General features: G+C 72.6%; 28 protein-coding genes. 19 read left to right on the forward strand and 9 right to left on the reverse strand.

Going from position 1 to position 25,445, the window contains the following annotated elements:
* Positions 1–22: 22 nt before the first annotated feature.
* From Cus16_RS07080 to Cus16_RS07095, 4 genes are all read right to left on the reverse strand, one after another.
* Complete coding sequence (locus Cus16_RS07080) at positions 23–1,303, reverse strand: alpha/beta hydrolase (RefSeq protein ID WP_083263787.1); 1,281 nt, start codon at positions 1,301–1,303, stop codon at positions 23–25.
* Entirely contained in the window at positions 1,300–3,333 is a 2,034-nt protein-coding gene (locus Cus16_RS07085; protein WP_083263788.1) for a bifunctional lysylphosphatidylglycerol flippase/synthetase MprF, read from the reverse strand. The genes Cus16_RS07080 and Cus16_RS07085 overlap by 4 nt, the downstream gene beginning before the upstream one ends.
* A 114-nt stretch (positions 3,334–3,447) precedes the next feature.
* Complete coding sequence (locus Cus16_RS07090) at positions 3,448–4,653, reverse strand: sensor histidine kinase (protein WP_083263789.1); 1,206 nt, start codon at positions 4,651–4,653, stop codon at positions 3,448–3,450.
* Positions 4,646–5,281: a response regulator gene (locus Cus16_RS07095; protein ID WP_069711958.1), complete on the reverse strand. Its 636-nt coding sequence runs from the start codon at positions 5,279–5,281 to the stop codon at positions 4,646–4,648. The genes Cus16_RS07090 and Cus16_RS07095 overlap by 8 nt, the downstream gene beginning before the upstream one ends.
* A gap of 115 nt (positions 5,282–5,396) precedes the next feature.
* Here Cus16_RS07095 and Cus16_RS07100 point away from each other — a divergent pair, with 115 nt between their 5' ends.
* Positions 5,397–6,131 (forward strand): GntR family transcriptional regulator, encoded by a 735-nt coding sequence (locus tag Cus16_RS07100; protein WP_069712059.1) that lies wholly within the window; start codon positions 5,397–5,399, stop codon positions 6,129–6,131.
* Between the two features lie 108 nt (positions 6,132–6,239).
* Here the strand turns inward: Cus16_RS07100 and Cus16_RS07105 are convergent, their stop codons facing one another.
* Both Cus16_RS07105 and Cus16_RS07110 read right to left on the reverse strand, forming a co-directional pair.
* Entirely contained in the window at positions 6,240–6,692 is a 453-nt protein-coding gene (locus Cus16_RS07105; RefSeq protein WP_069711959.1) for a PTS glucose transporter subunit IIA, read from the reverse strand.
* Positions 6,689–6,925 (reverse strand): PTS transporter subunit EIIB, encoded by a 237-nt coding sequence (locus Cus16_RS07110; protein WP_069711960.1) that lies wholly within the window; start codon positions 6,923–6,925, stop codon positions 6,689–6,691. The genes Cus16_RS07105 and Cus16_RS07110 overlap by 4 nt, the downstream gene beginning before the upstream one ends.
* Before the next feature lie 183 nt (positions 6,926–7,108).
* Here Cus16_RS07110 and Cus16_RS07115 point away from each other — a divergent pair, with 183 nt between their 5' ends.
* The 12 genes from Cus16_RS07115 (at position 7,109) to Cus16_RS07170 (ending at position 17,518) form a co-directional block, all read left to right on the forward strand.
* Positions 7,109–8,374: a PTS transporter subunit EIIC gene (locus Cus16_RS07115; protein WP_069711961.1), complete on the forward strand. Its 1,266-nt coding sequence runs from the start codon at positions 7,109–7,111 to the stop codon at positions 8,372–8,374.
* Positions 8,375–8,488: 114 nt separating this feature from the next.
* Entirely contained in the window at positions 8,489–9,406 is a 918-nt protein-coding gene (locus Cus16_RS07120; RefSeq protein WP_069711962.1) for a metal ABC transporter solute-binding protein, Zn/Mn family, read from the forward strand.
* 56 nt (positions 9,407–9,462) lie between these two features.
* Complete coding sequence (locus Cus16_RS07125) at positions 9,463–10,293, forward strand: metal ABC transporter ATP-binding protein (RefSeq protein WP_223246552.1); 831 nt, start codon at positions 9,463–9,465, stop codon at positions 10,291–10,293.
* Positions 10,293–11,237, forward strand: a complete 945-nt coding sequence (locus Cus16_RS07130) for a metal ABC transporter permease (protein WP_069711964.1) — start codon at positions 10,293–10,295, stop codon at positions 11,235–11,237. The genes Cus16_RS07125 and Cus16_RS07130 overlap by 1 nt, the downstream gene beginning before the upstream one ends.
* Positions 11,234–11,647, forward strand: coding sequence for a Fur family transcriptional regulator (locus Cus16_RS07135; protein ID WP_069711965.1), 414 nt, complete (start codon positions 11,234–11,236; stop codon positions 11,645–11,647). Before Cus16_RS07130 ends, Cus16_RS07135 begins: the two co-directional genes overlap by 4 nt.
* 10 nt (positions 11,648–11,657) lie before the next feature.
* Entirely contained in the window at positions 11,658–12,353 is a 696-nt protein-coding gene (locus tag Cus16_RS16265; RefSeq protein ID WP_069711966.1) for an alpha/beta fold hydrolase, read from the forward strand.
* A gap of 430 nt (positions 12,354–12,783) precedes the next feature.
* On the forward strand, positions 12,784–13,020 hold the full coding sequence (gene rpmB, locus Cus16_RS07145) for a 50S ribosomal protein L28 (protein WP_022903747.1): 237 nt from the start codon (positions 12,784–12,786) through the stop codon (positions 13,018–13,020).
* Positions 13,020–13,190, forward strand: coding sequence for a 50S ribosomal protein L33 (rpmG, locus tag Cus16_RS07150; RefSeq protein WP_022908193.1), 171 nt, complete (start codon positions 13,020–13,022; stop codon positions 13,188–13,190). Before rpmB ends, rpmG begins: the two co-directional genes overlap by 1 nt.
* Before the next feature lie 2 nt (positions 13,191–13,192).
* On the forward strand, positions 13,193–13,498 hold the full coding sequence (rpsN, locus tag Cus16_RS07155; protein ID WP_022903745.1) for a 30S ribosomal protein S14: 306 nt from the start codon (positions 13,193–13,195) through the stop codon (positions 13,496–13,498).
* Positions 13,499–13,792: 294 nt separating this feature from the next.
* Positions 13,793–14,080: an HU family DNA-binding protein gene (locus tag Cus16_RS07160; RefSeq protein WP_058727660.1), complete on the forward strand. Its 288-nt coding sequence runs from the start codon at positions 13,793–13,795 to the stop codon at positions 14,078–14,080.
* Between the two features lie 169 nt (positions 14,081–14,249).
* Entirely contained in the window at positions 14,250–16,211 is a 1,962-nt protein-coding gene (locus Cus16_RS07165) for a cytochrome c oxidase assembly protein (RefSeq protein WP_069711967.1), read from the forward strand.
* A complete protein-coding gene (locus tag Cus16_RS07170; protein WP_069711968.1) occupies positions 16,208–17,518 on the forward strand; it encodes an ATP-dependent RecD-like DNA helicase in 1,311 nt (436 codons plus the stop codon). The genes Cus16_RS07165 and Cus16_RS07170 overlap by 4 nt, the downstream gene beginning before the upstream one ends.
* A gap of 197 nt (positions 17,519–17,715) precedes the next feature.
* On the opposite strand, the gene Cus16_RS16610 is transcribed toward Cus16_RS07170, so the two are convergent.
* Positions 17,716–18,165, reverse strand: a complete 450-nt coding sequence (locus tag Cus16_RS16610) for a DUF4383 domain-containing protein (RefSeq protein ID WP_189319549.1) — start codon at positions 18,163–18,165, stop codon at positions 17,716–17,718.
* A gap of 337 nt (positions 18,166–18,502) precedes the next feature.
* Between Cus16_RS16610 and Cus16_RS16615 the strand changes: the two genes are divergently transcribed.
* Entirely contained in the window at positions 18,503–19,300 is a 798-nt protein-coding gene (locus Cus16_RS16615; protein ID WP_189319550.1) for a phosphatase PAP2 family protein, read from the forward strand.
* A 142-nt stretch (positions 19,301–19,442) separates the two neighbouring features.
* The gene (locus tag Cus16_RS07185) at positions 19,443–20,582 is read left to right on the forward strand and encodes a CE1758 family FMN-dependent luciferase-like monooxygenase (RefSeq protein WP_069711971.1); all 1,140 of its coding nucleotides are present in this window, start codon (positions 19,443–19,445) and stop codon (positions 20,580–20,582) included.
* Positions 20,583–20,673: 91 nt separating this feature from the next.
* On the opposite strand, the gene Cus16_RS07190 is transcribed toward Cus16_RS07185, so the two are convergent.
* On the reverse strand, positions 20,674–21,060 hold the full coding sequence (locus tag Cus16_RS07190; RefSeq protein ID WP_069711972.1) for a DMT family transporter: 387 nt from the start codon (positions 21,058–21,060) through the stop codon (positions 20,674–20,676).
* 1 nt (position 21,061) lies between these two features.
* Entirely contained in the window at positions 21,062–21,376 is a 315-nt protein-coding gene (locus Cus16_RS07195; RefSeq protein ID WP_069711973.1) for a DMT family transporter, read from the reverse strand.
* Between the two features lie 87 nt (positions 21,377–21,463).
* Here Cus16_RS07195 and Cus16_RS07200 point away from each other — a divergent pair, with 87 nt between their 5' ends.
* From Cus16_RS07200 to Cus16_RS07215, 4 genes are all read left to right on the forward strand, one after another.
* On the forward strand, positions 21,464–22,042 hold the full coding sequence (locus Cus16_RS07200) for a TetR/AcrR family transcriptional regulator (protein WP_069711974.1): 579 nt from the start codon (positions 21,464–21,466) through the stop codon (positions 22,040–22,042).
* A gap of 98 nt (positions 22,043–22,140) precedes the next feature.
* A complete protein-coding gene (locus tag Cus16_RS07205; RefSeq protein WP_069711975.1) occupies positions 22,141–23,154 on the forward strand; it encodes a permease in 1,014 nt (337 codons plus the stop codon).
* Positions 23,141–24,010: a TIGR03943 family putative permease subunit gene (locus Cus16_RS07210; RefSeq protein WP_069711976.1), complete on the forward strand. Its 870-nt coding sequence runs from the start codon at positions 23,141–23,143 to the stop codon at positions 24,008–24,010. The genes Cus16_RS07205 and Cus16_RS07210 overlap by 14 nt, the downstream gene beginning before the upstream one ends.
* Positions 24,000–25,433: a hypothetical protein gene (locus tag Cus16_RS07215; protein ID WP_141718860.1), complete on the forward strand. Its 1,434-nt coding sequence runs from the start codon at positions 24,000–24,002 to the stop codon at positions 25,431–25,433. The genes Cus16_RS07210 and Cus16_RS07215 overlap by 11 nt, the downstream gene beginning before the upstream one ends.
* The last annotated feature ends 12 nt before the right edge of the window (positions 25,434–25,445 follow it).

Genomic DNA, 25,445 nt, shown 5'->3' on the forward strand with positions numbered 1-25,445 from the left:
GACCGACCGGCAGGACGGGCGATCAGCCCTCCGCCGCGAACAACGCATCCGCCAACGGCGCGACGTCCGTCCGGAACGACCACTGCACCGTGTTCCAGTCGTGCCCGCTCCCCGGCGCCGACCCGATCGACACCCGCGCCCCGGCCGCACGAGCAGCCGTCCCGAGCCGCCGCGCGTTCGCGCTGAACTCCCGGTCGGCCGATCCCGCCGTCAGCCACAGCGCGTGCCCGTCGAGCCCGTTCGCCCGCATCTGCGCGATCGGCGCCGCGGCCCGCCAGGCCGCCAGGGACCCACCGAACGCCTGGTCGGCGCTGTGCTGCGGGCCCTGGTCGACCGGCTGGAGCTCGCTCGACACGGCCAGTGCCGCCCCGAAGTCCGCCGGGTGTCCGGTGAGGAACTGCATGGTGCAGGTGGCGCCCTGCGAGAAGCCGGTCAGCCCCCAGGCCTTCCGGTCCGTGGTGGCGGGCAGGTTCCGGGTGATCCACGCGGGCACGTCCTGCGTCACGTACGTCGCGACGTCACCGAGCCGGGAGTCGACGCACATCGTGTTCCGCCCCGGTGCCGAGAGCTGGTCGACGCTGACGACGATCGGTGCGCGGCCGCCGTGGGCACGGGCGTAGGCGTCGAGCGGTTCCGCCAGGCGACCCGCGGTGAACAGGTCGCCGGGGGCACCCGGCTGCCCGGAGAAGGCGATCACGACGGGCAGCGGCCGGGGGTCCCGGACGAGGGCGGCGGGTGGCAGCCAGACCACCGCGCGCCGGGCCGCGAAGTGGGAGCGGGTGCCGGGGATCTCGGCGGTCCGCACGATGCCGGCGGCCGGCGGTGCCGTGAGCGGCGCAGCGTCCGGGTCGTACGCGGGCCAGGGGTCGCTCTGCACGACGGTGCCGAGCGTGGGGTACTTGGCGAACTCCACGTTGATGCCGAGCGCGGGCACGAGCAGCGCCGCGGGCACGAGGACGACCGCGAGTGTCCGACGCCACCGGCCGCCCTGCACGAGGCCGGTGACGGCGAGGGCGAGTGCGGCTCCGGCGAACGTGCTCCACATCTGCGTCACCGGGCTGAGGGCGACACCGAACAGGTCGACGACCTGCGTGGTGAACCAGCACGCGCCGAGGACCACGAGCGCGGCGGCACCGGCGATCGCCGCCCGGAGGCCGACCCGCCGCCACGCCGGCCGCGACCGCCACTGCCGGACGGCGGGGAGCAGGACGGCGACGGCCAGCGCGGTGAACGCCAGGTCGGCCGGCACGAGCTTCGACGGCGCCTGCAGCTGGGTCGCGAGCAGCCACTCGGTCGGGCTCACGGGCGGGCGCCGACGCGCGAGGAGCCCGCGCCGACGTGCGCCTGACGGAGTGCCCAGAGGTGCTTCGGGCGGAGGCCGGGCACGTACGCGGTGGTCAGTGCGCGCGCGACCCGGGGTGCCTGCAGGGCACTCGGCACGACGAGCCAGAGCGGCTCGTGCGCGGCCCCGAACTTCTCCTTGAACCGCTGCAGCGACCGGAAGCCGTACACGGGCTCGAGGGCACGGGCGACGAGCGCCGACCCGCGCGCGACCCACGACCCGGCGTCGGCGTGCGGGGCGAGCGGTGTGCCGGAGAGGCTGATCGTCGTGAGTCCGGCCTCGCGGGCACGCAGGGCCGTCCGCGCGATGAGGAACTCCATCACGCCGGGCATCCCGTCCTCCCCGCGTCGCATGACGTCCAGTGTGTACCCGGTCAGCGTCCCGTGCTCGTGGATGGGCAGCCAGCTCGTCACCGCCGTCACCCGCCCCTCGGCGGTCACCGCGAGCAGCAGGCGCACGTCCGGGTCGTCGAGCTCGTGGAAGCCCCCGAGGGTGAAGCCCATCTCCGGCAGGCGTCGGTCGGCGGCCCACCGGGTGCAGATCGCCTCGACCTGCGCGCGCCGGTCGGCGTCGAGTGCGGCGAGCGTCGTCCACTCGTCGCGGAGGCCCTCGCGGTCGGCACGGTTCGACGCGGTGCGGAGGTCCTGTCGCTTCTTCCCGCGCAGGTCGAAGGTCGTCACGTCGAGGACCGACTCGACGCCGACCGGGAACGACGCCCAGCCCTCCGCCGCGAGGATCGCGCGCACCGGCTCGTGCACGCTCGTGAAGGCGGGGACCCAGCCGTTGCGCTCGCAGGCGCGCGCGAAGGCGGCGACGACCTCGGCCCGGTCCGCCGCGGCGCAGGCCGGGTCGGAGACGGTCAGCGCGACGTCGCCGTGCACCCGGTAGGCGACGGCGCCGAGCCCGTCCGGGTGGGTCCAGGTCGCGTTGCCCTGCCAGGTGCCCATGTGCCCGAGGCTGCCCGCGTCGCCCTCGCGGAGCATGCCGAGGTACGTCTCCGGGCAGGTCGCGCTCGCGGTGAAGCGGGCCCGCACGAGCCGGCCGCGGAGCACGACGATCGCCAGGAGCACCGCGGCGGGCACGGCCCACGCGCCGAGCAGGGTGACCTGCCACTCGACCTGGTCGGTCGTCAGCCCCTGCCACTGCACGAACCCGTCCTGCAGCGGTTCGATCAGGAACACGTCCGCGAGCACGGCCGACAGCGTCACGAGCAGGCCCGCGGCCAGGACGATCCCAGTGCGACGCCCGCGCCGGACCAGGCAGGCCGCGCCGACGAGGAGCACGCCCACGAGCACGGTCGCGCGGTTGCTCATCGCGTCGGCGAAGGGGGAGAGGACACCGTCCGGGTCCGGGACGACGAGCGTGACCAGGGTGCCGGCACCGAGCGCGACGAGCGTCGCGACGACGACCGAGCGGGGCTCCGTGACGACGGTGCGGTCGGTGCGGGGTGCGGTCGGTGCCGGCCGGGAGGCTCGGCGCACCACGAGCGCGCCGGCTGCGGTCCCGGCCAGGGTCGCCAGGGCGCGGGCGGTGTCGGACCCGTGCCCGGCGAACAGCACCAGCGTGAGCACGACCGTCCAGAGGACCGCGCGGACGCGCCGCCGTCGGGCCGGCGGCATCGTCGCCGAGGCGGCCGCCAGGAGTGCGGTCGCGACCGCGGACGGCGCGAACAGCGGTTCGCCGGAGGCGGCCTGTGCGTGCGCCTCGCCGACGGCGACCCCGACGGTCACCGCGAGGGACGTGACGCCGACGGCGACCAGGGGTGCGCCGACACCGATCAGCACGGTGCGCAGCTGGCCGAGGGTCCGTTCGGCGAGCAGGGTCGCCGCGACGACGAGCGCGAGGGCGAACCAGGCGACCGGCGGGTGGTGCGGGAAGTCCGGTTCGGCGTGCGCGATCCGTGCGGTGACGGCGAGCAGGACCGCGACGACGGCGACGCCGGTCGTGACGGGGTGCCGACGGAGGGCGGCGACGAGAGCTGTGGGGTCCACACTGCCATCACAGCCGGGTGGCCCGATCGGGACATCGGGCGACGGCGTGAACCGCGGTGGCCGGTCGGCCACCGGGCATCCCCCGGGCGGTGGTGGTCCGGCGCGGGTGCGACGTCAGGGGACGGGCACGCCCGGACGGTGCTCGACCGGCAGCCGCAGGTGCAGCGCGAACCCGTCGCCGGGCTGCGGGCCGGAATCCAGGTGGCCGCCGAGCAGCGAGGCGCGCTCGCCGAGGCCGATGAGGCCGAGCCCGGAGCCGGGGAGCTCGAGCCGCTCGGCCTGCGCCGGGCCGTTGACCAGGTCGACGAGGACCTGGTCGCCGTGCAGCCGACCGCTCACCCGGACACGGGCGCCGGGGGCGTGCTTCCGGACGTTCGTGAGCCCCTCCTGCACGAACCGGTAGACCGCGCGCTGCACGGGCAGGGGCAGGGTGTCGGGCAGGTCGACCGCCACCTCGGTCTCGAGCCCGCTCGCCGCGACGAGCCGGTCGAGGTCGGCGAGCACCGGCTGCGGAGCCGTCTCACGGTCGGTCCCGCCGGACGCGCGCAGGACCAGCACCATCTCGCGGAGCTCCTGCAGGGTGACGACGCAGAGCTGGCGGATCGTCCTGGCGAAGGCGCGCTCGCGCTCGTCACGTCCGGCCATCTGCACACCGCCGGCCTGCACCGCGATCAGCGTGACCTGGTGCGAGACGACGTCGTGCATCTCGCGGGCGAGCAGCGCGCGCTCGCGGGAGAGCGCCACCGCCGCGGCCTGGCGGCGTTCCTCGCTCCGGGACGCCCGCAGTTCGGCGATCCGGTCCACCAGGTCCGCCCGCGTCCGGACGAGCAGCCCGATCGCGAGCGGACCGAGGGCGAAGATGAGCGCGTAGACGACCGAGACGACGATCTCGTCGAGCTGCTGCGGCGGTCCGACGACGAAGCCGCTGAAGCCCACGAACTGCACCGCGGCCGCCAGGAGCATGAGCCACCGGCGGTCCGTCCGCTCGCCGAGGGTGAACAGCGCGACGCTCGCCGCCACGACGCCGGACCCGAAGAAGAGTGCGGGCATCGTCAGCGCGAAGGTGAGCACGGGCAGCCGGCGCCGCAGGACCAGGGCCGCGGCGGCGACCACGGAGACGGTGACCTCGGTCGCCGTCGCACCCGCGATGTCGAGCACCGCGTCGACGACGGCGGCGGCGAGGAAGAGCGCGTCCACCAGCCACCAGGGGGCGGGGTGCGCACGCGCACGGCGCAGGCCGGCGTCGACGAGCGCGTCGAGCCTCCCGTCCGTCCGCGCCAGCAGTGCCCGGACGCGCGCGACGCGCGTCCGCTCAGTCATCGAGGAGCCCGGCCTCGGCGGCGCGCAGCGCGAGCTGGACGCGCGTCGTGACGCCGAAGGCGGCGAGCAGTGCGCGCACGTCCTCCTTGACCGTCCCGGTGCTCACGCCGATGCGCTGCCCGATCTCGGGGTTGCTCGCGCCCGCGGCGACCAGGCGCAGGACGTCGTGCTCCCGGGCGGAGAGCGCCGGCGCCTCGACGGTCGGACGGGGTGCGAAGAGCCGCGTGCGGTCGAGCCCGGGCGCGAGCACGATCCCGCCGCGGGCCAGGGCGCGGACGTACTCGGCGAGCGACTCCGGGTCGGTGTCCTTGAGCAGGAAGCCCGCCGCGCCGGATTCCATCGCCTGCGCGACGACCTGTGTGTCGGTGTCGAAGGTGGTGAGCATGGCGACCGCGGGCGGTTCGGGCAGCGCGCGGAGGGCGTCGAGGACCTCGAGCCCGTTGACCCGCGGCATCCGCACGTCGAGCAGGACGACGTCTGGACGGTGGCGACGGACCGTCTCGACGGCGTCGACGTCGCCGCTCGTGGCGACGACGTCGATGTCCGCCGCCGCGCCGAGGATGAGTTCGAAGCCGTACCGGACGAGGGTCTCGTCGTCCACGATCACCACCGAGGTCACGGTCGTCATCTTGACACGCCGTTGGCGAACGCGGACCGACTCGCTACTGTGAGGGAACTGGTCATGTCCGCGCATGACCACCGGCACGACCGGTCACGACGAGCGACGGAGCACGGGGACCCGCATGACGACCCGCATCACCGAGGGCGCCGAGCCGAAGCACCAGCAGCTCCGTCGGATCCTGCTGGACCTCGCGACCACGCGGCTGGCCCCCGGTGCGGCGATCCCCTCGGAACGGCAGCTCATCGCGGAGTACGGCGTCTCGCGGATCACGGTGCGCGAGGCCCTCGGACAGCTCGTCAACGAGGGCTACCTCGAGCGCGTGCGGGGCAAGGGGACCTTCGTGGCGCGCCGCCCGGTGCAGTCGACGCTCCACCTGGCGTCGTTCACCGAGGAGATGCGCGCGCTCGGGCACGTGCCGACGACGGTCGTGCTCGTGCGCGAGGAGCGCGTGCCGCCGGCGGACACCGTCGCGGCACTGCGGCTGGCCGACGGGGACACGGCGCACCACCTGAAGCGGCTCCGGATGGCGGACGGCGTGCCGGTGTCGATCGACGACGCCTGGCTCTCGGCGTCGGCGTTCCCGGGGCTCCTCGAGCAGGACCTGTCCGGGTCGGTGTACTCGCTCGCGGCGGACGAGTACGGCACGCCGATCGACCGGGCACGGCAGACCGTGGCCGCGAAGGCAGCGGCCGACGACGTGGCCACCCTGCTCGGGACGCGGACCGGCGCGCCGGTGCTCGAGTTCGACCGGGTGTCGTACTCGGGGGACCGGCCGGTCGAGCACGCCCGCTCCTGGTACCGGTCGGACCGCTACCGGGTGCAGATGGAGGTCACGGCGTCCCGTCCCACGGCGTGAGGCGCGGGTGCGAACGGCGCCGCGAGCCTCGGCTCCGCGGACATCTTCGCGGTCACCGGATCGCGAAACTGTCCGCAGGGGCGAGGCTCGGCAGCGCCGCCCGCGCCGTCAGACCGTGAAGAGCGTGGCGCCGTCGGTGAGGGTCGTGCCGACCGTGGACTGCTCGACGGAGTCGGGCGCGCTGCCGAGCACCACGACCGGGCACACCGGCGAGTAGCCGGCGGCCGAGATCGCCGCGGGCGTGAAGCGCACGACCGGGTCGCCGGCGCGGACGGTGTCGCCCTCCGCCGCGAGCAGCTCGAAGCCGTCGCCGTGCAGCTTCACCGTGTCGATGCCGACGTGCACCAGGACGTCGGTCCCGGCGGTGCCCTGCAGGGCGAACGCGTGCGGGTGCAGCTTGACGATCGTGCCGTCGACCGGGGCGACCGCGGTCACCGCGTCCTCGACACCGGTCGGGTCGACCGCGACCCCGGCGCCGACGAGCTGCCCGGCGAAGACCGGGTCGGGCACGTCGGCGAGGGCGACGACCGGCCCCGCGAAGGGGGTCCGGACCGTCGTCACAGCTCGTCCTGGATGTCCTGCGCGAGGTTGTCGGCCACGGTGCCCACGATGACCTGCCAGCCGGTGCCGCCACCGACGACGGCCTGCGCGCCCGCGGCCTGCAGCGCGGCCTTGTCGACGAGGTCACCGTCCTCGACCTCGACACGGAGGCGCGTGATGCAGCCCTCGACCTCCTCGATGTTGTCGACCCCGCCCAGCGCGGCGATGATGTCGGCTGCCTTGATGTCGGCCATCGGTTCCTCCTCGTTGCGGTTTCCGTGCCGGGTTGACACACATCCGGTCACCGGTTCAGACTACGGAACTGGTCATGACCGGACAGGACCGGACCCGGCGGTACCGCCGAGGCTACCCGCGCTGGACGCGTGACTCAACCCACCCACCGCCGACAGCTCCACCCGATGACGAGAGGACCGCCGATGAGCACCGCTGCTGCAACGGACGTGCCGGAGAAGAAGACCCCGAAGAAGCAGTCCAGGCTCTTCGCGAACGCTCAGCGCCTCGGCCGGAGCCTGCTCCTGCCGATCGCGGTGATGCCGGCGGCGGGCATCCTGCTCCGTCTGGGTCAGTCCGACATGCTCGGCGCGATCCCCGGCTTCGCGCAGGGAGCGTCGATCATCGCCGCGGCCGGCAACGGCGTGTTCACGTGGTTGCCGCTGCTCTTCGCGGTGGGCATCGCGATCGGCTGGGCGAAGAAGTCCGACGGCACGACGGCGCTCGCCGCGGTCGTCGGCTACATGGTCATGTACCAGGTGTTCGCGGCGATGTCGCCGATCGTGCTCGCGGGCGTGAAGGACGCGAACGGCGACCAGGCCACGATCAACTTCGGCGTGCTCGGTGGCATCGTGATGGGTCTCGTCTCGGCCGGGCTGTGGTCGAAGTTCCACCGGACGAAGATGCCCGACTTCCTCGGCTTCTTCTCGGGTCGCCGTCTCGTCCCGATCCTGACGGCCGTCGCCGGTCTCGTCATCGCCGTCCTCATGTCGTTCGTCTACCGCTACTTCGACATCGCGCTGACCGCCGCGGGCCAGGCCGTCGCCGACAACGCCGTCCTCGGTGGCGGGATCTTCGGCTTCGTGAACCGCATGCTGATCCCGGTCGGGCTGCACCAGCTGCTGAACTTCTTCCCGTGGTTCCAGCTCGGCAGCTTCACGGCCGACGGAGTGACCTACCACGGCGACATCGCGCGCTTCCTCGCGGGTGACCCGACGGCCGGCATCTTCCAGGCGGGCTTCTTCCCGATCATGATGTTCGCGCTGCCGGCCGGTGCCCTGGCCATCTGGCGGAACGCGAAGCCGCAGAACCGCAAGCTCGTCGGCGGCATCATGCTCTCCGCGGCGCTCACCTCGTTCGTCACCGGCATCACCGAGCCGCTCGAGTACTCGTTCATGTTCGTCGCGTTCCCGCTGTACGTCATCCACGCGGTCCTCACGGGTACGTCGCTGGCGCTGGTGAACGCGCTCGGGATCCACGACGGCTTCTCGTTCTCGGCCGGTGCGATCGACTACGTGCTGAACTTCGGCAAGGCGGACGGGGCGATCTGGCTGATCCCGATCGGCCTCGGCTACGCGGTCGTCTACTACTTCCTGTTCAGCTTCGTCATCAAGAAGTGGAACCTGCGGACCCCGGGCCGCGAGGAGGACACGATCGCCGAGAACACGATCGACGCCGCCACCAAGGCCTAGTCGCCACCACGCGACGGACGGGAGGCGCGGTGCCGGATGGCGCCGCGCCTCCCGTCCGTCGTTCGGCTGATACTGGTTTTGACAACCGTTATCAGCAAGCCGTACGCTCGTCCCATGCAGAACCGCCGTCTCCTCGCCCTGCCGCTCGTCGCCGGCGCCGCAGCCCTCGTGCTGACCGGGTGCGCCACGTCCTCGTCCGGCAGCGGGAGCGGCAGCGACGACGGCACCGTCCGCGTCGTCGCCTCGACCAACGTGTACGGCTCGATCGCGAAGACCGTCGGCGGCGACGACGTCGAGGTCACGAGCATCCTCGACGACCCGTCGCAGGACCCGCACTCGTTCGAGTCCAGCGCGCGGACGCAGCTCGCGGTGTCCCGGGCCGACCTGCTCATCGAGAACGGCGGCGGGTACGACGACTTCATGACGACGCTCGCGAAGGCCTCGGACACGAAGGCCGACACGATCGACGTGGTGGAGCTCTCCGGCCTCGACGCGGGCGGTGACGCCGAGTTCAACGAGCACGTGTTCTACGACTACCCGACCATGGTGAAGCTCGTGGCCGACGTCGAGCAGCGCCTGACGGAGCTCGACTCCGCGCAGGCCGACACCTTCGAGCGCAACGCGAAGGCGCTCACCAGCAAGCTCGACGACCTCGAGTCGCAGACCGCTGCGGCCAAGCAGAAGGTCGACGGTCAGAAGGTGTCGTACACCGAGCCGGTGCCCGGGTACCTGTTCGACGCGATGGGCCTCGACAACGTCACGCCGGAGGCGTTCTCGGAGGCGATCGAGGAGGGCGACGACGTCCCGCCGGCCGCGCTCAACGACACGCTCCGACTGTTCAGTGAGAAGCAGGTGAAGCTGCTCGCCTACAACGAGCAGACGTCCAGCCCGGAGACCGAGCAGGTGAAGCAGGCCGCCGACCAGGCCGGCATCCCGGTGGTCGGTGTCACGGAGACGCTCCCGAAGGGGGAGGATTACGTCTCGTGGCAGCAGGCGAACATCGACGCGATCCAGGGGGCGCTCACGAAGTGACCGCGGTCCAGACCCCCTCGCGAACCGCTGCGGCTCCCGGCCGTGGCGGTTCCGCCGTGCTCGCGCTCCGCGACGCCGCACTGTCCTACGGCTCGCGGGCGCTCTGGTCGCACCTCGACCTCGACGTGGCACCGGGGGAGTTCGTCGCCGTGCTCGGGCCGAACGGGGCCGGCAAGACCTCGCTCCTGCGCACGGTCCTCGGCCAGCAGCGCCTGACCGGCGGCACGATGTCGTTCCTCGGCCGACCCGTCCGCCGTGGACACCGGAGGATCGGGTACATCCCGCAGCAGCGCCTGATGGAGTCCGGTACGCCGCTCCGCGCGCGGGACATGATCGCGCAGGGGGTCACCGGGTCGCGCTGGGGCGTCCTGCCAGCGAGTCGTGCCGAGCGAGCGCGCATCGACCGCATCCTCGACGAGGTCGGCGCGACGGCGTTCGCGGACGCCCCGGTCGCCGAGCTGTCCGGGGGCGAGCAGCAGCGCACCCGCGTCGGGCAGGCCATCGCCGCCGACCCCGCGTTGCTGCTGTGCGACGAACCGCTCATCTCGCTCGACCTGCGGCACCAGCGCGGGGTCACCGAGCTCATCGACCGGCAGCGCCGCCAGCAGGACGCCGCCGTGCTGTTCGTCACGCACGACGTGAACCCGATCCTCGACGTCGTCGACCGGGTCCTCTACATCGCGGGCGGGCGCTTCCGGATCGGCGCGCCCGACGAGGTGCTGCGGGCCGACGTCCTCTCCGACCTCTACGGCACCCCCGTCGACGTCGTCCGGACCATGGGTCGCATCGTCATCGTCGGTGCGAACGAGGCCCACGACCAGACCGGGGCGCACCACCACTGCGACCCGGACCCGCACGCCACCACACCGGACGAAGGGCGGATCTGATGGACGTCCTGTCGACCGTCTTCTCGTTCCAGGACTACGGCGAGCTCCTGGTCCTCGTGCAGAACTCGATCTGGGCCGGCGCCGTGCTCGGCATCGTCGGGGGGCTCATCGGCCCGTTCGTCGTCGCCCGCAACATGCCGTTCGCGGTGCACGGCATCTCGGAGCTCTCGTTCGCCGGGGCCAGTGCCGCGCTGCTGTTCGGGGTGAACGTCGTCACCGGCTCGCTCGTCGGGTCGGTGGTCGCTGCGCTGCTCATCGGGCTGCTCGGCTCGCGGGCCCGCGACCGGAACTCGATCATCGCCGTGCTCATGCCGTTCGGTCTCGGGCTCGGCATCCTGTGCCTGGCGCTCTACAAGGGCCGGGCGGCGAACAAGTTCGGGCTGCTGACCGGACAGATCGTCTCGGTCGACAACCCGCAGCTGACCTCGCTCGTGGTCGTCTCCGCGATCGTCGTGGTCACGCTCCTGGTCGTCTGGCGCCCGCTGATGTTCTCGTCGGTCGACCCCGACGTCGCTGCGGCGGCCGGGGTGCCGGTCCGGACCCTCGCGATCGTGTTCATGCTCGCCCTCGGCCTGGCCACCGCGGTCTCCGTGCAGATCGTCGGCGCGCTGCTGGTGCTCTCGCTGCTCGTCACGCCCGCGGCCGCCGCGCTGCGCCTGTCGTCGCACCCCGTGGTCGTGCCCGTGCTCTCGACGGTGTTCGCCGTGGTGTCGGTCGTGGGTGGCATCCTGCTCGCACTCGGCGGCGGCCTGCCGATCAGCCCCTACGTCACGACGATCTCGTTCGTGATCTGGGTCGTCTGCCGCATCGTGGGTGGACGCAAGGACCGGCGCGGACGCGACCGCATCGCGGACCGCGAGCAGACCGACGGAGGCGCACCGAGCCTCCCGTCCGGGACCGACGCGTCGACCGACGCGACCCGCAGGGAAGGAGTCACCGCATGAACGCCGTGCAGAAGCCGAAGCGGAACACCTGGCAGCGCGAGGCGGTGCGCAGCGCGCTGTCCGGTACCGAGGGGTTCGTCAGCGCGCAGGCGCTCCACCAGCACCTGCGCGACGGCGGGTCCACCATCGGACTGGCGACGGTCTACCGGGCGCTCGCCGACCTGGCGACCGAGGGGGACGCCGACTCGCTGCAGCAGGACGGCGAGTCGCTCTACCGTGCGTGCACGACGGACCGGCACCACCACCACCTCATCTGCCGGAACTGCGGCCGGACCGTCGAGATCGAGGCCGACCCCGTCGAGCGGTGGGCGCAGGACGTCGCCGCCGCGAACGGGTTCACGAACGCGAGCCACGTCGTGGACATCTTCGGCGAGTGCGCGGTCTGCACCGCGGCGCGCACCGGGGAGTAACCTCCCGCGCATGCACGTCATCCTGGTGCCCGGGTTCTGGCTCGACGCGAGCGCGTGGGACGAGGTGACGCCCGTGCTGCAGGAGGCCGGGCACTCCGTCCAGGCGGTCACGCGGACCGGCACGACGCTCGACGAGCAGGTCGGCGGGATCGTCGCGGTGCTCGACGAGGTCGCGACCCCCGAGGAACCCGTCGTGCTCGCCGGTCACTCCGGAGCGGGTCCGATGGTGCTCATGGCCGCGGACCGGCGACCCGCGCTCGTGGCGCACCTGCTGTACGTCGACACGTTCCCCGGACCCGAGGGCGGGTGCGTCAACGACGAGCTGCCCGTGGTGGACGGCGTCGTGCCGGTGCCGTCGTGGGACGTGTGGGAGCCGGCGACCGTCCGGGGGATGACGCCCGAGCTGCGCGAGGCCTTCGAACGCCGGGCGGTCCCGGAACCGGCTGCCGTGCCCTCCGACCCGTTCCACTACACCGACCCCGCACGGCACCGGATCCCGGCGACCGTGGTGTCCTGCGAGGTCCCGGCGGCGGAGCTCGCGGCGATGGTCGCGGAGCACCACGCGTGGACGACCGAGCTCTCGGCGGTGGAGGACCTGACCATCGTGGGCCTCGAGACCGGGCACTGGCCGATGTTCACGGCGCCGGGGGAGCTCGGGGCGCTCCTGGTGCAGGCGCTCGCGCCGCGGCCGACCGCCGGGCTCTAGGCGCGGCAGGGTCGGACCGGGCCGGGCCGGCGCGGCCCCGTTCGCACGGGGCTGCGCCGCCGAGTGGGCAGGACATGCCGTCGGTCGTGCGGCCTGCGGGCAGGAGTCGTCGTCCGCAGAGGTCGAGCGTGACAGGAAGTGCCCGCTCGACGGGATGGTGCGGACCCGCCCCGGCTTGTGACACGCCCGGTCGTCGCGTAGTGTTGACCCCTGGTCCGCCGCGTCAGCGTGGCAGACCCAGTTGTTCCAAGCCCTCCGACCGTCGCGAACGCCGCGGTCGCGCGGTGCTCGCAGCCCCTTCGACAGGGTCCGCGGGTCTGGGCGGTGCACACAACCCCCTCGCAGCCCGTTCCGACGGACCTGCGCGTGTGCGCCAGGCAAGTGAACTTGGGAGCGGCCGTCCGGTCGCTCGGTACCTCAGGAGGAAACCATGGCAGCAGTGTGCCAGGTGACCGGAGCCACCCCCGGCTTCGGACACAACATCTCGCACTCGCACCGCCGGACGAAGCGTCGCTTCGACCCGAACGTGCAGAAGAAGACGTACTACGTGCCCTCGCTTCGTCGTAACGTCACGCTCACGCTCAGCGCAAAGGGCATCAAGGTGATCGACGCACGCGGCATCGAGTCCGTCGTCAAGGATCTCCTCGCCCGTGGGGAGAAGATCTGATGGCCAAGAAGGGTCAGGACGTCCGTCCGATCATCAAGCTCCGCTCCACCGCGGGGACCGGGTTCACCTACGTGACCAAGAAGAACCGTCGCAACAACCCGGACCGCCTCGTGCTCAAGAAGTACGACCCGGTGATCCGCAAGCACGTCGACTTCCGTGAGGAGCGCTAAGCATGGCGAAGAAGAGCAAGATCGCGAAGAACAACCAGCGCGCCGAGGTCATCGCGCGCTACGCCGAGCGTCGTCTCGAGCTGAAGAAGGCCCTCGTGGACCCGAACGGCACCGACGAGTCGCGTGAGGCCGCCCGCGTCGGCCTGCAGAAGCTCCCGCGCGACGCGTCGCCGGTGCGCTACCGCAACCGCGACGCCATCGACGGTCGCCCCCGTGGCCACCTCGGTGAGTACGGCATCAGCCGTGTCCGCTTCCGCGACATGGCCCACCGTGGCGAGCTGCCGGGCATCACGAAGAGCTCCTGGTAGGCACCATCCCGCACGAACGCCCCGTCCCCTCCGAGGGACGGGGCGTTCGTCGTCCCCCGGGTCGCTGAGCGGCCGTCACGATCGTCACATCCGTCACTCGGACCCCTCGGAACCCTCGACAAGCCCGGAAATCCGGGCGAGTCGGTCGTCCGCACACCCGCTGGCTGGTAGGTTCGCTGTCGGTTCCGCCCGGCGTGCTCGCCTGTGGAGCCACCACGTCCAGGGCACCCGCTCCGGGCGGGCGGGCGTCCCGAACGTCCCACCGACACTGCAAGAAGTCCGAGGAGGACATCCATGGCTGACAAGTCACTGAACCGCACCGAGCTCGTCGCTGCCGTCGCGCAGGAGTCCGGCCAGAGCCAGGCCACCGTCAACGGCGTCGTCGACGCGCTGTTCAGCGTCGTCTCGTCGTCGGTCGCCGACGGCACCAAGGTCACCATCCCGGGCTGGATCGCCTTCGAGAAGACCCACCGCGCCGCGCGCACCGGTCGCAACCCGCAGACGGGTGACGCCATCGAGATCGCCGCGAGCGACTCGGTCAAGGTCAGCGCCGGCTCGAAGCTCAAGGCTGCCGTCAAGTAGGACCCCCGCAGCACCACCCGGAAGGGACGGCCTCGGCCGTCCCTTCCGTCGTTCCCGGAGGACGTCACGGTCCACGGGCACCCCTGCACGGCCGGGAGGCGCGGGTCACCGCCCACAGGTCGGCCCACCCGCGTGCCGTGGTCGGGCGGGCAGCGCCTAGGCTTGTCGGGTGGACCGGATCGCACGCATCGCCGGCCCCGCCGTGCTGCTGCTCGTCGGGTTCGTCTCGCTCCTCGTCGCCCTCGTGATCGGCGGCGGGGCGGACCGTGCGCTCATCGCGGACCCCGGCGCCGTCGTGCGCTTCGGGCTGCCGATCGCGCGGCTCGTCGTCGACCTGTCCGCCGCCGCGACCATCGGCGGCCTGGCACTCACCGTCGTCGGACTGTCCCGCAGCCGTCCGGAGTGGAACCGCGCGATCGACGTCGCCGCGGGTGCCGCCGGCGTCTGGACCGTGGCGGCTGCCGTCACCACCTTCTTCACGTTCCTGTCCGTCGCCGGGTCACCCGTCAGCATCGGCGAGCAGTTCGGCCAGTCGATGGGGGTGTTCCTCACCGGGACCGACCTCGGGACGGCCTGGCTCGTCTCCGTGCTCGTCGCGGCCGCGGTGACGGTGCTCTGCTTCGCCGTGCGCGGGCGCGGCATGGTCGCCCTCACCGCCGGTGTCGCCATGATCGGGCTCGTGCCGCTCGCGCAGCAGGGGCACGCCGCCGGCACCGCCAGCCACGACTCGGCCGTGACCGCGCTCGGGCTGCACCTCGTCGGCGCCGCGCTCTGGGTCGGCGGGCTGCTGCTCGTCGTCCTGCTGCGGAACGTCCTTCCCGGCGACCGGCTGCCGCTCGTCGTCGCGCGGTACTCGAGCATCGCGCTGGGGTGCTTCGTCCTCGTCGCGGTGTCGGGCACCGCCTCGGCGCAGATCCGCGTCGGAGCACTGTCGAACCTCGCGACGCCGTACGGGGTCCTCGTGCTCGTCAAGATCGCGGCGATCGTCGGCATCGGGGTCCTCGGCGCCGTCCAGCGCCGCCGGGCCATCCGCGCGCTGACCGATGCGCCCGACCGGCGCGGCCCGTTCTGGACCCTGGTGCTCGTCGAGCTCGCGGTGATGGGGGTCGCCAGCGGGTTCGCCGCGGCACTCGGCCGCACGGCCACCCCCGCGGGCGAGGTCGCGCTGAGCAAGACGACGAACCCGACGCCGGCCGAGCTCCTCACCGACGACCCGCTGCCCGCCGACCCGGGTGCGTGGGGCTGGCTGACCGCGTGGAACCTCGACCTGTTCTGGCTGATGGCCGCCGTGCTCGTGGCCGCCGCCTACACGGCCGGTGTCGTCCGGCTCCGCCGCCGTGGCGTCTCGTGGCCCGTCCACCGCACCGTCGCGGCGGCGATCGCCGTCGTGTCGCTCGTCCTGGCGACCTCCGGCTCGCTGCACACGTACGACCGCTTCCTCGTGTCGGCGAACGTCGGCGCACACGTGGTCCTCGGCCTGGTCGTCCCCGCGCTCGTCTGGGCTGCTGCACCGGTGCAGCTCGTCCGCGCCGCGGTGCACCGGCGCGACGACGACTCCACCGGCGTGCGGGAGTGGACCGGGCTGCTCGTCGACAACGGCGTGGTGCGGTACCTCGCTCAGCCGTTCCCGTCGTTCGTGCTGCTCGCCGCGGTCTGGTGGGGCCTCTACGCCACGCAGGTGCTCCGCTGGTCGGTGAGCGACCCGTCCGGACGCACCCTGGTGGACGTGGGGCTGCTGCTCGTCGGACTGCTGGCCGTGCCCACGCTCCTCACCCCGGTCGCCGCGGGCGCCCGGTCGGCCAGCACCGGTGCCGTCCTCGTGCGGGTCGCGGGCGCCGTCGTGGTCGCCGCCGGCACGGTCTCGCTCGGCATCGCGATGCAGGGGCCGCTCGGGCTGCTGCAGGCGTCCTGGTTCGGCGCGATGGGCCGCGAGTGGGGTCCCGCGCCGCTGGTCGACCAGGCCCGCGGCGGCGTCGTGCTCGTCGTCGCGGGAGTCCTGCTCGTCGTGACGGTCGTCGTCGTCGCGCTGGTGCGGCTGCGGCGCGACCGCGTCCGTCCCGGCGGCGTCGAGCGGGGACCGGAGTCACCGGCACCGGCACCGGCATCCGCGTCCGAGGCGGCGGCACGGTGAGCATCGCGCTCAGCGCCGAGCAGCAGGCCGTCTTCGAGTACATCGAGCACACCCGCGACCACGTCTTCATCACCGGACGTGCCGGTACCGGCAAGTCGACCCTCCTGAACCACCTGTCGTGGAACACCGGGAAGCAGGTCGTGATCTGCGCCCCGACCGGCGTCGCGGCGCTGAACGTCGGCGGGCAGACCATCCACTCGCTCTTCCGGCTGCCGATCGGGCTCATCGCCGACGCGGAACTCCGTCAGGGGCCGGAGACCCGCAAGCTCCTGAACACCATCGACACCCTGGTGATCGACGAGGTGTCGATGGTCAACGCCGACCTGCTCGACGCCATGGACCGTTCGCTCCGCAAGGCCCGCGGGCGGCAGTTCGAGGCCTTCGGCGGCGTGCAGGTGGTCATGTTCGGCGACCCGTACCAGCTCCCGCCCGTGCCGGGGGACGGCGACGAGCGCGCGTACTTCACCGACCACTACCGGTCCATGTGGTTCTTCGACGCGAAGGTCTGGCTCGAGACGGAGCTGCACATCGTCGAGCTGGCGACCGTGCACCGGCAGCGCGACGACGCCTTCGCCGCCATGCTCACGGCGGTCCGGCACGGCCGCGTGACGGCGGACGTGGCCGGACAGCTCAACACCGCGGGTGCGCGGCCGGCACCGGACGACGCGATCACGCTCGCGACCCGGAACGACACGGTGGCACGGATCAACAAGGCCGCGCTCGAGCGGCTGCCCGGCAAGGTCAAGACCGCCCGCGCCGACGTGAACGGCGACTTCGGCGGGCGGAACTTCCCCGCGGACGAGGCGCTCGAGCTGAAGCCCGGGGCGCACGTGATGTTCCTGCGCAACGACCCCGACCAGCGCTGGGTGAACGGCACGCTCGGCGTCGTCACGACGATCCGGGACACGGTGTGGGTCGACGTCGACGGGGAGTCCTTCGAGGTCCAGCCGTCGGTCTGGGAGAAGTTCAAGTACTCCTACGACCCGGACAAGAAGGAGCTCAAGAAGGACACCGTGGGGGAGTTCCAGCAGTTCCCGTTGCGGTTGGCCTGGGCCGTGACGATCCACAAGTCGCAGGGGAGCACCTACGACCGAGCTGTCGTCGACCTCGGCAACCGGGTGTTCAGCGCCGGACAGACCTACGTCGCGCTGTCACGCCTGACGTCGCTCGAGGGGCTGTACCTGACGCGACCGCTCCGGCCGCAGGACATCATCGTGGACCTGGACGTCCGGCGCTTCATGTCCGAGGCACCCCGGATCGTGGCGACCGAGCTCGAGGCCGCCCGGCCGCGCGACGCCGACGCCTGACGCCCGGCCGGCTCCGGACGCCCGGCCGGCTCCGCCGAGCGGGCACCATCCGGCGCGCCCGGTGCCCTCGGGCGACGAGTCCTGCCCAGTGGACGACCAGCACACGGCGTGTCCTGCCCGCTCGGCGCACCCCGCACCGCCCGGCACGACGACGCCCCGCCCACCCAGAGGTGGACGGGGCGTCGAGGACGGTACGGTCAGGCGCGCGCGGCCGCCCGCAGCGCCCGGACGTTCTCGCGGTCCGCACCGAACGCGGTGAGGAGCAGCACCACACCGACGATCGCGTGGAAGAGGTTGTCGGCGAACGTCAGGGCGAACACGTTGGCCGAGGTACTGCCCAACGCGAAGCCGTAGACGGCCATGACGACGAGCACGACCCCGACGAGCCGGTTGCCGTTCCGGGAACCGATGGTGGTGCCGAGTCCGGTGACGAGGAGCACGACGGCGAGCAGCACCCACAGCAGGCACAGCGCCGGGTTCACGCCGAACGCGTTCCAGAGCATGCCGCCCTCACGGCTGAAGAAGCCCGGGTCACCGTCCGCGGCGAAGAAGAAGCCGAGGAAGCCCCAGAGCGCCAGGAGCGATCCGGCGGTCAGGGCGAGTGCCCGGTTCGGCGACGCCGTGATGCTCGGTTCCTTGATGGCCACTTCGGTCTCCTCCTGGTACAGGGTGGTGGCACCGGTCGGGCCGGCGACGGGAGCCGGTGCGTCCGCCCGTGGTGCACGGGCGGTGCGGCCGTCGGATCCGGAGGTCGCTGACCCCTGGTTCACAGGCGCGGACCGGCGGACCAACGGTATCGTGTCGGACCCCGACCGTCCGAATCGCAGCCGCGGCACGAGACGGACGAGGAGCCCGATGATCGCCACGCCGAGGAGGACCACGCCGGTGACCCGCACGCCCGAACGCACGGCACCCGAGTCGCGTGGACCGAGTGTCTCGCGACGGATGCGGTGGGCGCTGCTGGCAGCTCTGGGGTTCGTGATCGTGCCTCTCGTCTACGCCGCCGCCGTGTTGACGCCGATCGGGCAGCGGGTCGAGGACGCCGCACTGGGCGGGGTCCGGGAGTCCGACCTGTTCGGGTCGGACACTGCGCTCAACGTCATCTCGGTGCCGGTCATCCTGTTGCTGGTGGTCGTCATCGCCGCCGTGGGTCTCGCTCGTCGCCGTCTCGCCGTGGGGCTCGGAGCGGGGGTCGTGGTGCTCGCCTCGGCGGCCACCTCGACGCTCGTCAAGCGTATCGCCGAGCGCCCGGAGATCGCCGAGTCGACGACGCCCAACTCCTTCCCGTCGGGGCACGCCACGATCGCCCTGGCCGCGCTGTTCGCCGTGCTGTTGGTGACACCGCGACGGTTCCGCCCCCTGGTGACGCTGGTCGGGACGGGGTACGCCGTGTTCGTCGCGAACCAGACCGTCGTGTACGGGTGGCACCGGGTGAGCGACATCGTCGGGGCCTGCGCGATCGCGCTCTTCTGGCTCGGGCTCGTCCGTGCGGTCGGACCACGCGTCGACCGGGGAGAGCGCGGCGACCGGGACGGCCGACTGGGTCCCCGGCGCGCGGTGACGGTGGTGCTCCTCCTCGCCACCGGCGTCACGCTCCTGGTCGGCGTGGTGGCGCTGGTCGTGGCGGTGGCCCAGCTCGCCGACGTGCACGGGGCCGTCCTGGTCGCGGGACGGATGGCCTCGAGTGCGAGCGTGCTGGCGGTCGTGACCGTGGTCTGGATCGCCGACGGGATGCACCACGCGGCGCAGACCGACGTCGCGGCCCTGCCACCGCGCGGCTGAACCGCCGAGGAGCGCGTCCGCACTGGCGGGAATGCCTCCCGCTGCGCTACGTTGTACCCGGCAAGTCGATGCAAACGCATCGAAACGGACGGCCAGCGACAGCAGCCAGCGACGAGCGGCCAGCAGCCAGGAGGCGTGCACCATGCAGTTCGGGATCTTCACCGTCAGCGACGTCACGACGGACCCCACCACCGGGACGACCCCGGACGACACCACGCGCGTGAAGGACATCCTCACGATCGCCGAGCACGCCGACCAGGCCGGCCTCGACGTCTTCGCGACCGGCGAGCACCACAACCCGCCCTTCGTCGCCTCGAGCCCGACGACGATGCTCGGCTACCTGGCCGGGCGGACGAAGCACATCACCCTGTCGACCAGCACCACGCTCGTCACCACGAACGACCCGGTGCGCATCGCCGAGGAGTACGCGATGCTCCAGGTGATCAGCGACGGCCGGATGGACCTCATGATGGGCCGCGGCAACACGGGCCCGGTCTACCCGTGGTTCGGGCAGGACATCCGCCAGGGCGTCAACCTGGCCATCGAGAACTACGCGCTCATCCGACAGCTGTGGGAGAACGACGTCGTCGACTGGCAGGGGCGGTTCCGCACGCCGCTGCAGGGCTTCACCTCGACCCCGCGTCCGCTCGACGGTGTCCCGCCGTTCGTCTGGCACGGGTCGATCCGCACGCCCGAGATCGCCGAGCAGGCCGCGTACTACGGAGACGGCTTCCTCCACAACAACATCTTCTGGCCGATCCAGCACACCGAGCAGATGGTCGGCCTGTACCGCCAGCGCTTCGAGCACTACGGGCACGGCACCGCCGACCAGGCGATCGTCGGGCTCGGCGGCCAGTTCTTCGCGCGGAAGAACTCGCAGGACGCGTGGGACGAGTTCCGCCCGTACTTCGACAACGCCCCGGTCTACGGACACGGCCCGTCGATGGAGGACTTCACCGCCCAGACGCCGCTGACCGTCGGTTCGCCGCAGCAGGTCATCGACCGGTACGCCGCGATGAAGGACCACGTCGGGCACTACCAGCGCCAGCTGTTCCTCGTCGACCACGCGGGCCTGCCCCTCAAGACGGTCCTCGAGCAGATCGACATCCTCGCCGAGGACATCGTCCCCGAGCTCCGGAAGATCAACGAGGCGGACCGCCCGGCACACGTGCCGTCGGACCCGCCGTCGCACGCGGACCGCGTGGCCGCCGCGCTCGCCGCAGGGACCGCGGGCAGCGACCACGTCGCGGCCGAGGACGAGTTCACGGGAGCGTCCGTCTGATCTCGTGACCGATGACGGACGGGAGGCGCGGTGCCAGCCGGCACCGCGCCTCCCGTCCGTCTCGGCGTGTGACGGGATGCCGAGCCTCGCCTCAGCGGACGGGACTCGCGTCCTCGCCGCGCGAAGGTGTCCGCAGAGACGAGCCTCGGGGTGCCGCCGGCCGGGCCGGCACCAGCTTCAGGCCGACCACGCAGCCGACGATCCCCGCGATGAAGAGCAGGCGCAGGACCGTGACCGGCTCGGCGCCCGTCGCCATCCCCCAGAGGACCGTGAGGGCCGCGCCGGTACCGGTCCAGACCGCGTACGCGGTGCTGATCGGGATGTGCTTGAGGACGTAGCCGAACGCGACCAGGCTCACGACGATGGTGACCGCGAACAGCGCCGTCGGACCCGGCACGGTGAAGCCGTCGCTCGCGCCGAGGGCGGTGGCCCACACGGTCTCGAGCGTGGCGCTGACGAACAGGACGAACCACGCCACCTCAGCTCACCACCTTGAGGCCGACGACACAGGCGACCAGGCCGAGCACGAGGGCGATGCGGGTGAGCGAGGCGGCCTCCTGTCGGCGGAGGATCGCGACGACGACCGTCAGGGACGCCCCGATGCCGACCCACACCGCGTAGGCCGTACCGACCGGGATCGCCTTCATGGCGAACGCGAGTCCGACCATGCTGAGCACCATGCCGGCGACGAACACGATCGTCGGCACCACCTTCCTGAACCCGTTCGACGCGCTCAGTGCGGTGGCCCACACCGCTTCGAGCACGCCGGACAGGACGAGCACCACCCAGGCCACGAGGCTCCTCTCGGTAAGTCGCACGGGCGTGCGACTCTTGCCGGACCGACGGTAGCACGAGTCGCACGAGCGTGCGAGTATGGGTCGATGACCACCCGTGAGGACCTCGAGCAGCGGCGGATCGACGTGACCGAGGCCGCGTGCCGCGTGCTCGCACACGAGGGCCTCGCGGCGTTGAGCGTGCGGGGCGTCGCCGCCGCGGCCGGCCTGCCGCCGAGCACCGTCCGGTACGTCTTCCCGACGCAGGCCGCGATGCGCGAGCACACCATCACGCTCGTGTTCGACCGGACGCGGGAGCGCATCGACGCCCTGCCTGCCGACCTGCCGGACGCAGAGACCGCTCGACGGATCCTGCTCGAACTGCTGCCGCTCGACGACGAACGGGTCGTCGAGCTCGATGTCTACCTGGCGCTCGGCAACGCCGCGCTCACCGATGCCGCGCTCCGGCCGGCGCTCGACCGGGTCGTCGCGGAGATGCGGGCGTGGTGCGACCGCATCGTCGCGCTCGTCGGCGTGCCCGAGGACCAGCGCGTCGACGAGGCGTGCCGCCTGCACGCGCTCGTCGACGGCCTGGCGGTGCACGTCACGCGGCTCGACGCGGGGAAGTCCCACGACTGGGCGATCGCGCTGCTCGACCGGCACCTGGCCAGCCTGCCCACCGGGTGACCCGGCCTGCCAGGCTCCGGGTGGCGGAGCGGGCAGCCGGGCGGGCGGGCGGGCGCGGCTGCAGGTCCCGCAGCGGTCGGCTCGCCTATCCTGTTCCGGTGACGAGCGCTCCCACTCGCCCCGCACCCTCCCGCACGCGCACCGGCCCCGGCCTGGTGCTCGGCGCCGTCGTGGTGCTGCTCGGCGTGCGCGTGGTGTCGCCGAGCGTCGGGACCGCCGGGCTGCCCGACGTCGTGCAGGACTTCCTGACGCTGGCGATCAGCGTCGTGGTCGAGTCGCTGCCGTTCGTCGTCCTCGGCATCGTGCTGTCGATCATCGTCGAGGTGTGGGTGCCCGCCGGGGTGCTCGAACGGATCCTCCCGGAGCGTCCGGTGCCGCGGCGCGCGGTGATCTCGCTGATCGGCATGCTCTTCCCGGTCTGCGAGTGCGGGAACGTGCCGCTCGCGCGCGGCCTCATGATGCGCGGCTTCACCCCGGCCGAGGCGGTCACCTTCCTGGTCGCCGCGCCGATCCTCAACCCGCTCGTGATCATCAGCACGGCGCAGGCGTTCGGGTGGTCGGGGTGGATCCTCGTCGTCCGGATCGTCGGCGGCTTCGTGCTCGCGAACCTGGTCGGCTGGATCGTCGCCGCGCACCGTCGTCCGGCCGAGCTCCTGCTCCCCGCCTTCGAGGCCCGCTGCCGCGCGGCGATCGGTGCGCCGCAGAGCCGCCACCGCTGGCGGGAGAGCGCGTCGCAGTTCGGTGGCGAGACCGCGACGATGATGCCCGCGCTGTTCGTCGGTGCCGGTCTGGCCGCGGCGATCCAGGTCGCCGTGCCCCGGTCGACGCTCGTGTCGATCGGCGCGAACCCGGTGCTGTCCGTCGCGGCGATGATGCTCCTGGCGATGACGATCTCGCTCTGCTCGAACGTCGACGCGTTCTTCGCGCTGTCCTTCGCGTCGACGTTCCTGCCCGGGTCGATCACGGCGTTCCTGCTCATCGGGCCGATCATCGACGTCAAGATGATCGCCCTGCTCCGGACGACCTTCCGGGCACGCTTCCTGGTGCTGCTCGCGGTCGTCTGCGTCCTGTTCACGGCGGCGGTCGGGTTGGTGATGAATGTCCTCGTCTGAGCAGGGCCCCGCGTACCTGGGGCTCGGGTCGGTGCTCGCGGTGGCGCTCGGCACGCTGTGGCTCGCGCTCGTCGGGCACCTCGACCTGTACATCAACCCGCGGTACGACCTGTTCACGATCGTGCTGGCCGCCGTCGCGGTGCCCGCGTCCGTCGCGGGGCTCGTCGCGGTGGCCCGGGGCCACGGACACGCGCACGACGGGGCGGGGCACGCGCACGACGACGGACCGGCGCACGAGCACGGGCACGACAACGCCGCCGACTCCGCCTACGCGCACGGCTCGGACGCGGCCCGCGCCGTCCGCCGCGGGGCACCGACGGCCGCCCGCCTCACCCGTCGCGTGCTCGGCGTCGCGGCCGCGGTGGTCACGGTCGGGATCACCGCCGCGATGCTCGTGCTGCCCCCGACGACCCTGTCCGCCCGGACCGCCCAGCAGCGGAGCGTCGACACCCCGACCCTGTCGAACGCGACCGGGACGCAGGACGTCGCCCTGCTCGGCAGCGAGGGCGTCGACACCTCCGAGTACGGCGTGAAGGACTGGGCGGCGCTCATCCGCCAGACCACGGACACGACGGCGCTCGTCGGCAAGCCCGTGGAGCTGTCCGGCTTCGTGGTGCCCGGGGCCGACGGCTCCTTCACGCTCACCCGCTTCGTGATCAGCTGCTGCGCCGTCGACGCGCAGCCCGTCGGCCTCGGCGTCGTCACGGACGGCGGCGCGGTGCCCGACGCCGACCGGTGGGTCCGGGTCACCGGGAAGCTCGCCGCGAACCCCGACCAGTCGGCGGAGGCGCGGATCGTCGTCCGTGCGGCGTCCGTCCGGGTGATCGACCAGCCGACGGACCCGTATGAGTACTGATCCGCGCACCACCGACGCACGGGTGGAGGGTCCGGTCCGGCGGCGTCCCCGCGACCGCTACCGCCGCCGGCTCGTGGCGTCGCTCACGGTGTTCGTCCTCGTCGGCGCGGTCGCCGCGGTCGTCGGGTCGCAGCAGGGCCCACGGCTCCGTGACGTGACCTACGACCCGACCGGGCTCGTGTCGCGACCCGCGCAGCGCGTGATCCTCACCGCGAACCAGGCGCTCCAGCGCGTGTCCGCCGACGCGGTCACGGTGACGCCGTCGGCCCCGCACACCGTGACGTCGAGCGGCAACACGATCGCGGTCGAGTTCGCCGGTCCGCTCGCGTACGACCGGTCGTACGAGATCGCGGTCGCCGGGGTGCGCGCGCCCGGACAGCCCGCCACCGCGGACCTCCGGACGACGATCACCACCGGGAGCACCGACGTGCTCGCGCTCGTGCCCGGGACCTCGGGTGCCCCGGACCGGATCGTGCGACGGTCCCTCGACGCCGGCGGCGCGACGACGGTCCTCCAGGCGCGGGGCATCACTGAGTACGCGCGCCTCGGCCGGTCGCTCGTCGTGGTCCGCGGCGGCGACGGCAGCTCGACGGTCGAGATCGTCCCGCTCGCCGGCGGCGTGCAGGACCGGGGCACACCCGTCGAGCGGCTGACGCTCCCCACCTCGTCCGGACGGGTGACGGCCCTGCACGTTGCCGACGACGGGGCGTCGTTCGGCTTCGAGTACGCCGACACCTCGACCGGGCAGTCCCGGAACGTCGGGCTGTACGTCGTCGACATGACGGGCACCCACCTGCCGACCGCCGTCGCCGAGGACGGCCGTCCCACCACGGGTGCGGTCCCGATGACCGTCGCCCAGTGGGCGTACGTGCCGCGCACCGAGAGCGCCCTGGTCCGCACCGGCTCCGACGACCTCGTCCTGGTCGACATGAGCGGGCGGACCGACCCGGTGCGCCTCGGCAGCGCCACGTTCCTGCACGGCTTCGTCGGCAGCGGCACCACGGCCGTCGTGGAGACCGGCACCGGGATCGTCCGCCTCGACCTCACGGACGGTCGGCGCACGCCGATCACCGCGCCCGCGGGCAGCATCGACGCGCCGTACCTCGGTCGGATCGCCCCGCTCACCGACGACACCTACGTCCGCGTCGTGGGCGACGTGCGGGCGGACGGCACCCTCGCCCAGCGCACCGTGCGCGTGGACGGGGACCGCGCCTCCCGGCTGCCCGTCCGGGTGCCCGACGACGCGAGCGTCACCGCGGTCTGTCCGTCGCCGAACGCGCAGTTCCTCGCCGTCACGACCGCGTCGGCGTCGGGCGCCCTCGTCAGCATCGTCGACGCGACCTCCGGGGCGCTCGAGGCGAGCGTGGACGCGTCGTCGGTCGACTGGTGCGGTGCCCTGCCCTCCGGCGACGAGGTCGGCTGAGAACGGGACGCG

The organism is Curtobacterium sp. ER1/6, assembly GCF_001742745.1.
GTDB classification, from domain to species: domain Bacteria; phylum Actinomycetota; class Actinomycetes; order Actinomycetales; family Microbacteriaceae; genus Curtobacterium; species Curtobacterium citri.